This window comes from Echinicola rosea (assembly GCF_005281475.1).
Taxonomy (GTDB): Bacteria; Bacteroidota; Bacteroidia; order Cytophagales; family Cyclobacteriaceae; genus Echinicola; species Echinicola rosea.
In genome coordinates, this window is record NZ_CP040106.1 from 3,096,139 (window position 1) to 3,112,572 (window position 16,434).

Annotated in this window: 13 protein-coding genes; all 13 read right to left on the bottom strand. The window is 42.7% G+C overall.

Annotation, left to right across the window (positions count from 1 at the left end):
- The 13 genes from FDP09_RS12480 to chrA all read right to left on the bottom strand — a co-directional run bounded on the left by FDP09_RS12480 (position 1) and on the right by chrA (position 16,389).
- Positions 1–1,275 carry an SEC-C domain-containing protein gene (locus FDP09_RS12480; protein WP_137402979.1) on the bottom strand — a complete coding sequence of 425 codons (1,275 nt, stop codon included), beginning with the start codon at positions 1,273–1,275 and terminating at the stop codon, positions 1–3.
- A 35-nt stretch (positions 1,276–1,310) separates the two neighbouring features.
- The gene (locus FDP09_RS12485; RefSeq protein WP_137402980.1) at positions 1,311–2,087 is read right to left on the bottom strand and encodes a DUF1883 domain-containing protein; all 777 of its coding nucleotides are present in this window, start codon (positions 2,085–2,087) and stop codon (positions 1,311–1,313) included.
- A gap of 1 nt (position 2,088) precedes the next feature.
- A complete protein-coding gene (locus FDP09_RS12490) occupies positions 2,089–3,312 on the bottom strand; it encodes a restriction endonuclease subunit S (protein WP_137402981.1) in 1,224 nt (407 codons plus the stop codon).
- A gap of 2 nt (positions 3,313–3,314) precedes the next feature.
- Positions 3,315–4,850, bottom strand: a complete 1,536-nt coding sequence (locus FDP09_RS12495) for a type I restriction-modification system subunit M (RefSeq protein WP_137402982.1) — start codon at positions 4,848–4,850, stop codon at positions 3,315–3,317.
- A gap of 1 nt (position 4,851) precedes the next feature.
- Positions 4,852–5,274, bottom strand: coding sequence for a hypothetical protein (locus FDP09_RS12500; RefSeq protein ID WP_137402983.1), 423 nt, complete (start codon positions 5,272–5,274; stop codon positions 4,852–4,854).
- Positions 5,275–5,278: 4 nt separating this feature from the next.
- Positions 5,279–5,842, bottom strand: a complete 564-nt coding sequence (locus FDP09_RS12505; RefSeq protein ID WP_137402984.1) for a restriction endonuclease subunit S — start codon at positions 5,840–5,842, stop codon at positions 5,279–5,281.
- A gap of 813 nt (positions 5,843–6,655) precedes the next feature.
- Complete coding sequence (locus FDP09_RS12510) at positions 6,656–6,847, bottom strand: hypothetical protein (RefSeq protein WP_137402985.1); 192 nt, start codon at positions 6,845–6,847, stop codon at positions 6,656–6,658.
- 22 nt (positions 6,848–6,869) lie between these two features.
- Complete coding sequence (locus FDP09_RS12515; RefSeq protein ID WP_229683444.1) at positions 6,870–8,246, bottom strand: recombinase family protein; 1,377 nt, start codon at positions 8,244–8,246, stop codon at positions 6,870–6,872.
- A complete protein-coding gene (locus tag FDP09_RS12520) occupies positions 8,206–9,189 on the bottom strand; it encodes a carbohydrate binding family 9 domain-containing protein (protein ID WP_137402986.1) in 984 nt (327 codons plus the stop codon). Before FDP09_RS12520 ends, FDP09_RS12515 begins: the two co-directional genes overlap by 41 nt.
- Positions 9,190–9,200: 11 nt before the next feature.
- Positions 9,201–10,274: an efflux RND transporter periplasmic adaptor subunit gene (locus FDP09_RS12525; RefSeq protein ID WP_137402987.1), complete on the bottom strand. Its 1,074-nt coding sequence runs from the start codon at positions 10,272–10,274 to the stop codon at positions 9,201–9,203.
- A gap of 44 nt (positions 10,275–10,318) precedes the next feature.
- Complete coding sequence (locus FDP09_RS12530) at positions 10,319–13,453, bottom strand: efflux RND transporter permease subunit (protein ID WP_137402988.1); 3,135 nt, start codon at positions 13,451–13,453, stop codon at positions 10,319–10,321.
- A gap of 2 nt (positions 13,454–13,455) precedes the next feature.
- The gene (locus tag FDP09_RS12535; protein WP_137402989.1) at positions 13,456–14,829 is read right to left on the bottom strand and encodes a TolC family protein; all 1,374 of its coding nucleotides are present in this window, start codon (positions 14,827–14,829) and stop codon (positions 13,456–13,458) included.
- 213 nt (positions 14,830–15,042) lie between these two features.
- On the bottom strand, positions 15,043–16,389 hold the full coding sequence (chrA, locus tag FDP09_RS12540; protein WP_137402990.1) for a chromate efflux transporter: 1,347 nt from the start codon (positions 16,387–16,389) through the stop codon (positions 15,043–15,045).
- Positions 16,390–16,434 lie beyond the last annotated feature (45 nt).

Consider the following 16,434-nt stretch of genomic DNA (forward strand, 5'->3'; position numbering starts at 1 on the left):
TTATTTGTCTTTATGTTTTTGGCTGATCTTAATAAACTCATCTCTCGGAATACAGCAATCAATTACTTGCTTACCACTTCCGCAAAAGCATGGGTCAGTCATGCTCAAATACGATTTCTTGACTATAAACTCTTCGGCCTCACCTTCATCAAAATCCACAGCTTCACCTTCTGAGGCTCTGAATATCTTATCCATAGTAGCCTTCATTTTAGAAAGTGTTTCTTCCGATATGTTCCTGTTCATATTGCTGCTATTTGGATAATCGAAATACTCTTTCCATAATCCATAAGTCAGGGAATCTTCAATAATTGGAGGTTCATTGACATACTTCTTTTTGGCTTCTTCACCTTCTTTTTCCAGATACTCCACTATTTGCTTGAAGTCCTTTTTTAGCTCTGTGCCTATAATGAATTGCTGATCTTCTCTGATAAGAAGAGGAGCTAGCTGTTTGTGTATTTTATCATTGGAGGTAAATACATTGCAAAAAGGCAGGTAGTACAGGTATTCCAAATCGACACGATTAGTAGGGCGTGTACCTATAAGTTCACTTTGTAGCCCAAGGTGAAAAAGGAGGTCCACTTTGAGGCAATGAGCTGTGTAGGGTGCAAAGGCCGTAATCAGTGGACGATTTGCTGCTATCCATCGTGAAAATATGCTCATGCCATCAATTTCTCCTTCTCCATAATTGTCAATCATGTAGGCAAGGAGGCGGTCTTGTAAACTGTGGTCGGACAAGACGGAGTTTACTTTCTCATGTAGCTGATCAAATGATTTTAACCTTTCATGCTCAGTGGCCTGGAGAATTTTCTGTAGGTTTTTGAGAAGGTTTTCATGTGTGGTTAAGGTTCTCCATAACTGGGAAAGGTCATGATCAGCATCTGTGAACTTCCCATCCTTCCACTTATAAATAGCTTTTTCTTCTGCCGTTTCCCTGACTACCATTCCTTTTCTATGGGCGTCAGGTTGTACAACCTTTTCTATGTCCAGGGTGGGTCTTCCATCCATTTCCACCGGTTCACCGGATAATTCCCCCTTTACCAATGTCCTGTAGTAAGCATTGACTACACTGTACATTGGGAACAACTTGGTTGCAAAGTCTTTAACCCTAATATCAGATGGTGTTTTGCCTTCTTGCGTTTCCTTTTTCAGATCACCAAGGATCTCCATCACCAATACAGGAGCTACATTGTGCTTGTAATAGCTACTAAGCCTCATCAGCTCCGGAAAGCTGAGAGATTGGAAAGTGGATTTGTCTATGGTGATTGTAATGTTCATTTTAAGTTGTCTGTATTTGCTTTAAATCATATGTGCTATGCATTATTAATTACTTCCGCTATTTCCTCAGCAATTTCGTTGACAGTGAAATTGGCAGTGTTCCTTGCTAGTTTATCAGCCAAGGAGGGCGAGTAGTCAATTACTTCCTGCTTGGTGATATTATGCCATATTGGTAATAAAACTTGTTCTCCACCAATAACCCGAGTAATGATGCCATCCAATTCATAGTTAGTCCAACCTTTCTTAATGAAGTTTTTGGATAGAACCACTATTCCGAATTTGCTCTTGGCCAATCCTTTATCAATTTTCTGTCGCAAACTGTCTCCAATTCTCAATTCAAACTCGTCATACCAAACAGAAAGCCCCGCATTTCTTAAAGCAACAGCTAATGGTCTTACAATCTCTTCTTTGTCTTCTGAAGCATGGGAAATGAAAACATCATGCTCTCTGTAATCATGCTCTTGATGGTCAAATGGTGATTCACCTCTTCCCTGAACTAATGAAGGTACTGACGAAAGAGGAGCGTCCTGATACGTGGGTAAAGCAGAGGGGAGAACCTGTACACTTGCATTAGTACTGCCTTTGAGTCCTTGCATATCGACTGTGACATACCAATGACCAGAACTTGGGACACCCAATACAACAGGGGATTTAGTAACTAGACCGCCAGCGTAGCGATGAGACCTACCATTCTTGTAGTTACTGTAATTCGAACTATCCATCAATCTTACATTTGCTGCATTACCAGACAAAGTGACTTTTACTCTCTGTCCACGGTTTAACTGTTTTAAGTCCCAAACAAGGTATTTCATGTCAGTTTTCTTTTATGTTTACCCTTATCTCACCCGTCAATAGCTTTTGAATTAAGCCTTTCTTTTGCTCTTTTAAGATGTCCAATTGCTGTTGGTATATTGTTAGTTCTTTCTTGGCTTCAGAAAGTACTGCTGCTATTGCTTTCTGCTCATTGATTGAATTTGGAACTTCTACCATAATAATCTTGAAGTCCTTGAATTTGCAGTTAAGAGTGTCATCAACAAGTCCTTGAGAGTTTCTGAAAAACTTGTGTACCATTTTTCTTTGCTTAAACAAAAAAGAGAAAAACAGAACATCCGCATTATTTTTTGGGGTTACTATGGTATAGGCCGGACTTACTATGCCTTCTAATTCAGATATGGCGCTTCTGCCTTGCCACATCCTCATAGTATTGTATCCAATATCTCCAGGACAAATTCTTTTGTATTTTTCTTTATCCGAATTGGAGGTGTCTTTTTTATTCGATCCGTTTTGGGGGTAAACTCCCGATTCACCAACCGATAGTAAAGGAAGTTCAGTAAAACCTGTTTCTTTTCTTTCTGTAAAAAAATGCCCTAATGGTTTATTGATCCAAGAATCATTATAACCTTCAAGTCTAAGTTTTCCTGTTAATAATTGCTGTGCTAGCCCTTTGTTCCTTTTGGATAACACATCAATTATTTGTTCATACTTAAGAATCACACTATCCCAGGTTGAAAGAATCAATGCTATTTTTTTCTGCTCTTTCAGGTTTGGGAGAATGTGCTTGAATTTATACCACCAATGTGGTTTAAAAATCATTTTTTCAACATGAACACCGATACTTGAGTGAAAACATGTTTGTTGAAAATATTGACTATGAGAATAGTATTTTATAAAGTTTAGATCAAAATCAGGATTGACCTTTAAGACTAAATATTCATTAGATACTATAGAACCGTCTAGTTCTTTAGGTACAACACCACATGCACCATGAACAATTTGTCGTCTGGAAATTAAAAAATCATTCTCTTTTATAAAGAATTGACTTTTAACTGATATTTGATCACCCCTTAGCCTTTCTCTTTTTTGTACGCCTCCTCGGCTTCTCTTAACAGTGACTAAGTCATAAAGGACATCATCTTCAACTTTAGCTTTTCTGTTCAATTCATTGAAGACCTTATTCATCGTAAGTAAATTCCACCCAGAAGGGATTTTCGAAGGTAACTTTGGAATGCCTGGTTTTACGCTGTCCGGAATTTTCATAATTAAAAACCTAGCTCGTTTAGATATTTATTCATCTTTGACTCAACTTCAGTCAGGTCTTTTTTTAAGTATTCTATTTGCCTTTGAGTCTCGGCAACATTCACCGGCTCTTCTTCTTCATATGTATCCACATATCTAGGTATGTTAAGGTTGTAATCATTTTTCCTTATTTCCTTAAGTGTTGCTCTGTACGCATATTTCCTAATCAACTCTAATCCCACTTCAGTATTTAGAGGGAGTGAAGTTGACTGTTGAAAAGATTCATATGTTTCTACAATTCTCTGAATATCTTCATCTCTTAGTTTATTTTGACTTTTCGAGTCATCATAATCTTGGCTGGCATCAATAAATAACACATCTGTGTTTTCATTTTTTGCTCTATTGAAGATTAGGATTATTGCAGGAATCCCAGTTCCATAAAAGAGGTGAGAAGGTAGCCCAATCACTGCTTCTAATAAATTTTCTTCAATCAACTGTTGTCTGATTTTACCCTCACTACTTCCTCTAAATAATGCTCCATGAGGCAGTATTACTCCTACACGACCATTGTCGTGGTAGGTGGACTCAATCATGTGAGAGATGAAGGCATAGTCACCTTTACTTTTGGGCGGAATTCCTCTGTGGAATCGGTTGAATTGGTCAGAAATAGCATTCTCTGCACCCCATTTATCTAGCGAGAACGGAGGATTTGCCCCAACTATGTTTCCCTTAAGCAAACTATCTCCCTCAAGAAGCTTTGGATTATTGAGTGTATCTCCCCATTCAATGGTAGCGTCATCTATCTCATGCAGAAACATATTCATGCGAGCGAGTGCCCAGGTGCTTCCGTTGATTTCCTGTCCGTAGAGAGAGAAGTTTTTGCTGCCTACCTGTTTTGCAAGTTTGATCAATAAAGAACCCGAACCGCAGGCGGGGTCTATGATACGGTCGCCCGGCTGTGGGTTGAGTAGCTTAGCCAATAGCTTTGATACCTGAGCAGGGGTGTAAAATTCTCCCGCTTTCTTTCCGGCATCACTGGCAAACTTTTCAATCAGGTACTCATAAGCATCACCTATCACATCATTATCCTCCAGGTGGGAGGGCTGTAAATCCAGCGCAGAGAAATCCACCAAGAGGTTTTTAAGCCTTCTGTTTCGGTCTTTTGTTTGACCAAGATTGGCTTCTGAATTGAAATCTATGTTTCGGAATACACGTTCTAATTTGCTGCGGTTAGCATCTTCCATGCTTTCAAGAGCCGTGTTGATCAGCTCGCCTACATTTGCCGCATTACGGTTTTCAAACAGGTAGTCGAAGGTGCAGGTATCCGGCAGTTGGAAACGTTCGTTTCTCAATGCTCGCTGGACCCGTATTTCATCACCATTGTACTTTTCTGCATAGAAGTTCTTTTTGTCCTTCCATACATCCGAAACATACTTTACGAAAAGCGTGGTGAGGATGTAGTCCTTGTATTGAGAAGGATCAATAACACCTCTAAAGGTGTCGCATGCTTTCCAGACAATGTTGTTGATCTCACCTTGGGTAATCGATTTTTTACTCATGCTATTCGTTTATTATTATGAATATTGAGGAATATGACTCTAAATTTTCATTGATGAATACTTCCTTGTGTTCAAGAATCCTATTATCTGGAATTTGAACACCAAGTTTTCGCAATTCCGTAGCTTCCTTTTTGGGAACCTGAAAACCTCTATTACTCTTGTGATGGGCTGAGCCATCTAAGTTTACTGCATAGATTTCCTTTTTGCTATTATTGGGGTAGATGTGATAATGTCCTTTTACAGGGATGTTTTTATCTTTAGGATGATAAGTATATCTGTTCTGAGTTTTCTGGAATTTCTGATACGCTTTATGTTCAATAATTAATTCCAAATCACTTGCAAGGAACACTACTTCAATAGCATAGGAAATTTTAATTCTTGCCAATTTTTGAAATCTTTTTATAAACTCGCTGTATGTCTGCATGAAGTTAGTTTCTTGAAATTAAATTCTTAATGACTGCCTGATATACCTTTTGCTTTTCGGAAATGATCTTATTGGATATTTCCATGTCTTTGTAATGTAGCTGCTTAATCGCAATAGCCTTTTGCTGAAGCTCCAATGAAGGCAGCTTAACCGTTAATGCTTCCAATTCGGATTTCCGAATGGAAGGGATGGAGCTGCCAGCACCCAGGGTTTGAAAATATGCTTGCATTTGGGGCATATTAAATAAGGTGGTAAGGAACTCTGGTATTACCCTTGATCGGTCTGTTTTGATGACAAAGAAGATAGAGGAGGCAATGGCAGGGCCAAAGGCTTTGTCATATGTCCATGCGAAGTTTCTCATTCCTTTTCCAACCATAATAATGTCGCCATCTTTCAGAAGGTGAGATTCATTCTTTTGGTCGATCTGAATGAAAGTGTCTATCTGCCCAGTCTGATTTCCCCTATCATCAAAATGCTTTGCCTGTAAATAGACAGCATTTCCCTCATCTGAGGGCTTGGTATATAAACCAAATTGTAGTTGGGCAATATCACTGAGTTTTATCTTCATTTAGTTTGTAGGGTCATTCAAATTTTAAACAAAGGTAAGGAAAAGATAATTATAATAAAATAAAAAATATTGTAGAAATTTTCAAATTTCATTCATTTGGGATTAAAAACATAATTTCAAATATTAAGTTTCCCTCAATACAATACCTAAATCTTGTTGGAAATTTAAAACAATAAGAATAGTCTCAGTCAAACTTGAAAGTAGTTTTTAACAGAAAAATATTTTTGTAGTTTGGTAAAGATTATCTACGTCAGACAAAAATTGTGAAAAAATGGGTCTGTCTATTGCGACGGCGTTAGACTGGCAATTATAGGGATCAACGGATCACTTTCCAAAACCAAATTATTCTTTAATTTTTACTCACAAAGCCCAACTCAACAACCTCAAATCCTCCGCCAAATGATTCGAGTTCAGTCCAGCCAGCCCCTTAAAACAGGATTAAAGGATATTATTTGAGCTTGAGGTGTTTTGGAAGGACCTCAATATTCCGGCGATTTTCCCCGGCCTGGAAATTTTACGAAAGCAGGCAATGCTTAGATCAAATTTTTAGACTTAAACATATTATACAGCCCCTCCATCAACCTCAAATCCCGTAGAAAAAGGTTCGACATTTGTTCAATAGAGCTACTTAAGGAAACGGACGAATGAGTCTGTTTCCTTTTTTTCTACACCAAAGTATTTTAAAATACAGCGTGTTGTGCTAAAATAAATAGCGGTTCGATAATTATCGAATGATACCCTCTTTTTCTGCTTCTATTATACAACACCTGTCTTAAAGACTATTTTAACACATATTTTACGGTTCAATTTCCGCTAAAGGATTTCCGTATCTATCTCCTCTCTGGTTTGGCCACGGACTTTTGCAACCAGATAAAGAAAGCTTAAAATGACTGTGGCCTCGTCTTCATCTACCTGGATGCTATTTTTAGCCAGGATTGCAATGGCATGCTTTGTCGACACCTTCTTATCGCCAAAGCTCTTTGTGTCTTTATATACTGAGTTCATCTTTTTTAAATTTAATCATGTATTAGGGTTGGGCAGACAAGGCTGCGAACTGATTGTTTTCGATGGTTAAAATCTTTGAAAGAATATTGTTTAATACCAAAGAATCGAGGTCGCGGGTTTTGGTGTTTATATTTCCCGGCATTATCAGGTTTATGATTTTTCTCTGGTCACCGATGTCAAAGTCTCTGTATCTACTGAAAATATTTAAATATGACTCATCTTCCATGTAACTGTATTTGTCATACAAATGAAGCCTAACATTAATCCTGTCCAGATCCTCTTTCAGGCCTTTTGAAGCAAGGTTGTATTCCTTTTTGAGTTCACTGAAATCCTCAAATTCTATTTTGTCATTGATGTACAGTTTCCTGGCTTTTGTCATCAATATCTCCTGTTCGTCTATTTTATCCAGCAGCAGCCTTCTCTCTCGTAAATACTCAGATTGCTGCTCGGATACATTTACATCCTTAAGAATAAGTTTGAGCAACTCCATAGCCCCTTGTTTAAGCACCAGTTTTTCCAGCTTTTCGTTATATAAGCTGTTTACCCGGTCAGCATTGAATCTCGCTTTGCACTTCCCACCAAGGCAATGATAGTATGGATAACTGTTGCTACTGCCTTTTGAAACACTGCCGGTTAATTTCCGACCGCATAGTGGGCAGGTCAAGTACCCTCGTAACGGAAATATTTTTTTTAGTTCATTTGTTTTTCCTTTCGGCCTCGTTTTGCGTTTGATGGAAGCCTGGACTTCATTGAATAATTCCTCAGATATCAAAGGCTTATGGAGCGCTTTAACAAATTCCATTTCTTCACTTCCTCTTGGAGGAACAGTAACAATGCCACAGTATGCAGGGTTACGGATAAGTTTCCAGAAGTTGGATTTTCCACATTTCAATCCTTTTGTACAGGCCATTCTCCTGACTTCCTCAATAGTAAAAGATCGCTTTGCCAATTGCTGAAAGGACCATATGATAAGATCTGCTTCGGGGTGCTTTGGAGCGATGAATTTTTTTCCATCGGGAGAGATCTGGTTGATATACCCCAAAGGGGCCTTCCCAGGATATCTGCCGGCCTGTCTTGCCCGGCGCATACCATTTGATGTATTCAAAGCCCTTCGGTTATTTTCAGCTTCGGGAATCGATAAATAAACCGCAAGCATGACCGAACTCTCAGGAATATCAAAATCAATAGGTTGGTCAATAGCCACCGCCTGTGTATTGAGATTTCGCAGGATGCCGATCATCTCATAGGCATATTCTATGTTGCGGCTGAACCGGTCCCATTTGACAAATAAAATGTTCTCGGGTTTCTTACCTTTATTCCCCTTGATCGCAGCTATGAGTTTTTTCCATTCAGGACGATTAAAACTTTTCGCTGAAAAATCTTCGCGATAAATGCCCATGACTGTGATATTGTGGAAACCGCAACCTGCGTTCCGGGAAGAACAGGGGAAAGCGGGTCAGGTTGATTTGCTGGCGGTCGGCTTCCACCTGCGCAAAGTCGGTATTAAAGGTCAGGTTCATCCGCAAGGTGGGTGTAATAAGGTAGTTGATATCCCCACCGGCATTCCATTGCCCCTCTTCCTGGCCGGGTGTAAATTCCCCACCGCCAATAGTATAAGGCTTTATTTCAACAAAATCCTTGCTGAGGATGCTGTCCAGGCCGGCCAATGTCCCCGCCCTGTTCAGCAGTTCCAGCTCCGAATCCCTTGACCAGCCCTGCCAAAGCAGTTGCTCACGCTTTCTGCGGATATTCCGCTCGAAGTTGATGCCCCATATCTGCTCCTGTGCATCAGTGGGGAATTTTAAAGTGGAAAAAGGGATGGCTATTTCTGCAAACCAGCCTTCATCGGTAATAGTGGTTTTGGCATCCCAAACGCCATTCCAGAATTTATTAAAAGATTCACCGTTATTGAGAACCTGCGCATCCGCTCTTGCCGCATTGGGATTGATAGCAAACAGGAATCCGTTGCGGTCGTCATTGTAGGTATCAATGATCACCTCAAAATTGTCTTCTCCTCCCCAGTCAAAGTCTCTTTTCATCTCGCGGGCTATTATCTTTTGAGGATTCCTGTCATATCCCCAAAACCCGATGTACAGGGTTTTGGCAGTATATAGAATCGCAACTTCTGTTCTTTCGGTAGCCGGTTCACCAATGTTCAATTCCCGCTGTGTGAAATTTTTGATATGTACGGCTCGCTTCCATACTGCTTCATCCGGCTTGCCATCAAGCTGAATTTCTTCCTGAACGTACTCTGCGTAAATCGTATCCGGTTTACTTGTTTGGGCTTTGCAAGTAGCATAGCAAATGGCCCAAACCAGAAACGTGATAAAGAAACGGCCCATACAAACGGAAGTTAGTTGATAGGCATTCCCTCTGTCATTTCTTCATTGGGCTGCAAGAGGATGTGATCCCCGGCATCAAGCGCGCCAAACACCTCAACCGTACTTTCGTTTTTCATGCCTGTTTTTACTTCTACCCATTTCAGCTTACCCTCTACCACCTTTCCCACAGCTTTTCTACGGAGGGTGGTCAATACAGCACTTTGAGGTACCCATATACTTCCACCGGTTCGCTGAATATGTAATTGTATTTCTGCAAAAAGCCCTGCATTCAACTCACCTTTTTGATTGTGCACGATAAATTCCCACATCTCTGTGCGGGTGTCCGGATCGATGCTTCTGGCTCTCCGGTAAAAATCTGCATTGAACAATGTCGCGGGAAATGGCTCTACTTTAAATGTCACAGCGTTCTCCGCCACAGAACTTCCGGTCAAGGCTTCCGGCACCGGTACCTTTAACCGCAATTTTTGATTGTTTTCGATCACCAACAAAGGGACACCATTATTTCCTCCGACAAGATTTCCCGGATCGGTATTCCTTTGGGTGATCACTCCGTTGAAAGGTGCCCGGATGGTAAGATAATCCAGCAATTGTTGCTTTGCCGTGGCGGTATAATCTGCTGCCACCAGCCGGGTGCTGTCAGCCATAGCTTTGTTCTTTGCTTTGATCAGGTCGGATTCTGAAACCGTACCAGGCTTTCCGGAGGCTTTCACCAACCGCTCAAAGACATCTTTGCTACTCAAATAATCTGCTCTGGCAGACTCTACCTCGCTACGGGCTTCAGCATAAGCTGCCTTTACTTCCGGTGCTTCTATTTTTATCAGGACTGCTCCTTTTTTTACTTTATCACCAATATCCACCAGCACCTCGCTTACATATCCCTGCACCCTGGCATTCAGCCCGGCCTTTTCAAAAGCATGCAACTCTGCCGGGAGTGTCAGGGCCTGTGGGGCATTTTCGTAACTCACTGTTATTATTTCCGCTTTTTTTGCCGGCCCACCTTTGCTTTCCATGTTGCTGTTTTCAGCTTTATTCGAACAGCCAGAAACAATGGCCATATATAAAATTGGTAGGATGTATTTTCTCATTATGTTTAAACTTTACTGTTTTTTCTGGTTTCATGTAAATTTTACTACTGTCCAAAATAGGCGCTCTGCTCATCGTCCGGATCGAGTGATATGCTCTTATAGTGTTTTCTTCCCGTAAGTTGCCAGTAAACGGAAGGCAGGATGAACACGGTGGCAAACACGGAAAACAGCAACCCGCCAATCACGGCTATCCCCAGTGGGGCGGTTTGCTCGCCTCCCTCGCCCAGTCCAAGCGCCATAGGAGTCATACCAGCTATCATGGCAATGCTGGTCATGAGTATGGGTCTCAACCGATCCTTTATTCCTTCCAGGTGTGGGTTTTGTCTTTGATCTTTCCGATATTGCTCGGCTATGGTGACAAATAAAATGGCATTGGCCACCGCCACCCCTATGGCCATGATACTGCCCATGAAAGATTGAATATTGAGCGTGTTCCCACTTATCCAGATAAGAAGGAAGGATCCGGCTATGACGGCAGGAACAGTAGATAGCACTGCGAAGGAAAGCCGGAACGACTGAAAGCTGGCTGCCAGTAGCAGAAATATTACAGCTACTGCCAGCAAAAGGCCGGTGCTCAGTTCATCAAAGGTTTGGGTGAGAGGTTCTGCGAGTCCTCTGAATTTAACACTCATCCCGGCAGGTGGTTCACCCATTGCATTCACCTCATTACGTAGGGTTTTAATGGCGCTTCCCAGGTCTTTGTTATGCAGGTTTCCTGTGATGGTGATGAACCGTTGCTGGTTAAGGCGGTCGTATTCCCCAATCACGGTAGCCGGTTTCCATTTGCTCACGTCACCCACATAGACGGTTTTTCCATTTTCCGATTTAAGCGGCACCTTTTCGATATCACCGGGTTGATCTACCATATATTGTGGAAACTCTACCTGCACTTGATAAGCATTACCCGATCCGGCATCCAGCCAGTAATTGGGCTGGGTGAAACGGCTGGAAGAAGTGGAGGCCGTTACCGACCGGCTGATGTCTTCAATGGTAAGGCCCAACTGGCCGGCACGTACACGGTCGTACTCCAGGTCAATGGAAGGATAGTTCAACGGAATGCCAAACTGTACATCCCGCATAAAAGATAACCCTTCTATTCTGTTCTTTATTTCTTCAGCAAATTTTCGTGATTCAACAAGGTTTTTACCCTGCACGGCAATTTCCACCGATGTATTGGCCCCCTGGCTCATCACCTGGTCTACCAGGTCAGCAGGTTCGAAAGAGAGGCGCATTTCAGGTATGGTTTCCGCTATGCTTTTCCTGAGGGTTTCTTTGAGGACGTCCAAGTCTTGTCCTGTTTCTTTCAGCTTGATCTTGACAACTGCCTCATGCGGACCACTTGTCCATAGAAAAATAGTATTGACCGGGTAGCTCGGAGGCTGGATGCCGACAAATGCTGAAGTGATCTCTACATTTTCTCTACCCACCACCTCGTCTACTACCTCCAGGAATTTTTTTGTTTTCTCTTCAGTGTTTTCGATACGGGTGCCATCGGGCATCCTTAACCGGACTTGCAACTGTCCGGAGTTTACTTTTGGAAATATCTCTGTGCCGGTAGACTGCCAAACGGACGCAAGCATAGCAATAATGACTACCAGGTAAATACCGATGGCCCATCCGCCCATGTTTGTGATACCTTTTGTATATCCTGTTACCCGGTTTCTAAACCGTTGAAACTTTCCATCTTCGTTTTTAGGAACATGATCTTTCAAAAACCAATTGGAAAGAATGGGTACCATGGTTTGAGAAAGCAGAAAAGAGGCGATCATGGCAAAACCTACCGCCAGCGTAAGCGGTAAGAACATGGCCCGGGGCGTGCCGCTCATAAAAAAGGACGGGACAAATACGGCAAGGATGCTGATCAGGATGAGGAGTTTGGGCAAGGCAATTTCTTTGCAGGCATCCAGAATGGCCCGGGCCTTCGTCTTGCCCATTTCCTGATGCCGGTGGATATTTTCAATCGTCACAGTCGATTCATCTACGAGAATACCTATCGCCAGTGCCAGTCCGCCTAATGTCATGATATTGATTGTCTGTCCGGTCAGATAGAGGCACACTACTGCCGATAATATGGCAAGCGGTATGGTGAGAACCACAATGAGTGCACTGCGCCTGTCACCCAGGAACAGCAATACCATTAAGCCGGTAAGCACTGCTCCCAATACCCCTTCAAAGGACAGGGTTTTCAGGGAGTTGATCACGTAACCCGACTGATCAAATTCATAACTTACTTTGATGTCATCCGGCACAGCCGCCTGCATTTCCGGCAGGCTTGCCTTTATGCGCTTGACGACATCCCAAGTGGAGGCGCTCGCCCGTTTGGTTACAGGAATATACACCGAACGGCTGCCATTGATCAGAGCATAGCCTGATGCTACATCAGATCCATTTTGTACTTCGGCCACATCCCTTACATATACTGCTGGACCGGACCCTTTCTTCAAGGGAATATTGGCCAGTTCCTGAATATCACTAACCACCGTATTCTGATTTGCGATCAAGAGTTTGTCCGCTGTCCGGATGTTGCCCGAGGGAGATATGGTGTTGCCTTTGGCAATGGCCATAACCAGTTCTTCCGGGCTGATGTTGTAACTACGCAGCTTGGAAGGGTCTGCCTTGATGAGCACCGTACGCTGGTTTCCGCCAAAGGGAGGAGGAGCTGACACGCCCGGGATAGAAGCAAATTTGGGGCGTACTTTAAAAAGCGCCAGATCTTGTATTTCACCCAAGGACCGGGTTTCACTGCTAAAAACCAATTGGCCTACCGGTGCGCCTCCTCCGTCAAAACGGGTAATAAAAGGGGGTACGGTACCCGGAGGCATAAATGCCCTGGACCGGTTGACCTGGGCCACTACTTCCGCCAGGGCCTGAGACATATCGGTTCCTTCATGAAAGGTGAGCTTCATCAGGGATACACCCTGGATTGTTTTGCTTTCCACCTCCTTAATCCCATTAATGTAAAGGAAATGATATTCGTAGTAGGAGGTCATAAAACCCTCTATTTGGTTGGGAGCCAAACCTCCATACGTTTGAGCCACATATATAGTGGGTGTACCCAGCTTCGGGAATATATCGATCGACATGTTCCGGATAGCCAGCACAGCAAAAAACACGATAGCCAAAAGAGCTACCATAACCGTTAAAGGTTTCCTTAAAGCAGATATTATTAGTTTGATCATCTCTACAATTGGTTTAAAAAGATTTCCAGGTTACCATTTATGGCGGCTACATACAGTAATGCTTTCCAGGCTTCCCAATAGGATCTTCGAAGTTCGATTTCTGCTGTTACCAGCTCATTCCGGGCTTCAATCAGCTCCGTAAAGGTTATCAGCCCTGCCTGGTACTGGGATTGTATGGCTTCATACGCATAACGGGCATCCTGGAATTGTACAGGTGTTTCCCCGGCAATGGCCAGTGCAGTGATTAATGTGTTATCAGCAACGGACTTTTGCTTGTTGAGGGCCAGGCGAACTTCTTCCAGTTTCTGTTTATCGGCTTCAGCTTCCAGTTCCTTTGCTTTCCACTGGGTTTGATAGCGGCTGATCTGGGTCAGCGGTATGGCAAGTTGTACACCAATGCCATAATTGAACCGGTTGATATTAAATCCGTCAGACGGGTTATCGACAAAGGTGGTGCCGTTGTTGCTGAGCTGCACACCGGAACCACGACCATAAGCAGTACCCAATACACTTAGGGTGGGCAGCCAGCTTAGTTTCTCCGCTTTATATTGGAATTGTGATGTTTTCCACTCGGCTATAGCCAACTGTTCTCTCGGATGGATCATTTCTGTATCTCCTAATAACTGTGGTAATATTCTAAAAAAGGTCGAATCCACCAGGTTTTCAGGTAAATCAGCCGCAACCAATTCCGACAGTGTTGCTTTATATTCATGAAGGATATTTTGTTGTTGCAGGATCTTAATTTTCGTCTTGGATAGTTCGGTATGAAAACGTGCCGTATCCACCCCCGAAACCAATCCGGAAGTAGCCAGGCTTACGGCTTGTTCGTAATTTGCTTCGGCTCTTTTCCGATCGCTTTCCAGTACATCCAGGATTTGAAGGGCGAGGAGGTAATCCAGGTAGGTGCTAGATAATTGCACGTTATGTTCCAATAGCGTAAGGCTTTTCATGGCCACCCCGGCCTCATAGGTGCTTTCGGCTGCTTTTATCTCATTGCCTCTGCGTCCGAAGGTGTAAGGCTCCCATTTCATGAGCAAACCGGCAGCCGAACCCCAGACCATATTGTTGAGATTCTCAGTAGATGGGGGACCGCTCACCGGTAAAATGTATTCAGGATAGAACATCCCGGTGAGGTTGTTATAAGTCGAATAGTTGGCCTGGGCAGAAGCATTAATATCGGGTATAATTGTACGCCTGGTGGATTTGACCCTTTCTCCGGATGCCTCCTTTTGTGCCTCTGCGGCAAGAATTGCGGGGTAGTTTTTTGTGGCTGTTTCCAGTAGCTGTTTTATAGGAACCTGGGTCTGGGAATGTACATTCGTCCAGGCAAAGGTAATGATGGCTACTAGCAGGGGGATCTTGAATATTCGAACCATTTTTCAATTTTGTCATTAATTATCACAAACCTATGATGCGATTCTGTAGAAATATGGGAATGGAGAGGGAAGATGGAAGTTGGGAGAAGGAAGCTGGAAGAAAGGAGAGATGGGCGGTTCATCATCATCATTGTAGTTTTTTCCGATAAGCGATATCCCTGTTATCTTTTATGTTTTAAGTTAAAAACTTCCCCCTTCAATCTCCCTTCTTCCTTACAATATAAAATAATACAGGATGCCGCATATTATACTGACCAGGATTGTTTTCAGCATGTCCCATTTCAGGATGAAATAAACAAATGCAGCAATAAGTCCGATTACCAGTGAAGGGATGTTAATTGTAGACCACTCAGGCATCATCCACCTTATCCCCAGGGAATGGCTTTCGTTTACTTTTCCAAAAAGTGTATGGATAGCGAACCACACGCCAAGGTTGAGCACGACTCCTACAACAGCAGCCGTAATTCCGGACAAGGCAGTAGTGACGTTTTTATTGCCTCTTAAATACTCAATATAGGGAGCTCCGGTAAATATAAACAGGAAGCAAGGCACAAAAGTAGTCCAGGTTACCAGTAAGGAAGCTAAGATTCCGGCCAGAAGTGGATCCATCGTACCAGATAAACGATAAGCTCCCATAAACCCGACAAATTGCACAACCTGAATGAGCGGCCCGGGGGTGGATTCTGCCATGCCCAATCCGTCAAGCATTTCCCCACTTTTGAGCCAGCCGTAATCCTCCACAGCTTTCTGGGCTATATAAGCCAACACTGCATAGGCACCACCAAAGGTGACCACAGCCGTTTTGCTGAAAAACAGGCCTTCCGAAAAGAAAATATTTTCTGTTCCTATCCACAGGGCGATCAGTACTAACGGCAGTGCCCATAAGGTTATGAACAGCAAAACTGTTTTGACTGTTTTCTTTATTGAAGGCTTAACGGGCTGAATATAACTGTCAATGAAATAATTATTCTCCTGATCCGATTTGGCCTCATGTCCTTTTATTACATGAAATTTTTCTTCCCAAATTCTGCCACCAATAAAACCGGTCAGCCCTGCCACAATAATGATGTAAGGAAAATCCACCTCGAAGAAAAATATGGCCACAAATGCCAGTGCAGCCATTATTATCATCACTTCATTTTTTAGCGCCCTTTTACCTATTTTGATGACCGCACCAATAACGATGGCCAGCACTGCTGGCTTTATACCAAAAAATATGGCTTCAACGATTCCTACGTCCCTGTAGGCTGCATAAAGAATACTCAGGATTAGAATGGAGATGAATCCCGGCAGGATAAACAGTAATCCGGCAACCAGTCCTCCTTTGGTCTTGTGCAATAGCCAACCGATGTAAGTGGCCAGTTGTTGTGCTTCAGGGCCCGGCAACAACATGCAATAATTCAATGCATGTAAGAAACGGTTCTCGCTGATCCATTTTTTTTCTTCTACCAATATTTTGTGCATCACGGCAATTTGACCGGCCGGGCCTCCAAAACTGTAGATGGCAACTTTAACCCACACTTTTAGGGCTTCTTTATAGGAGACCTGTTTATCGATCATATATTATCTATATATGCTGAATATACTGGTGGTAACAGAGGAGAG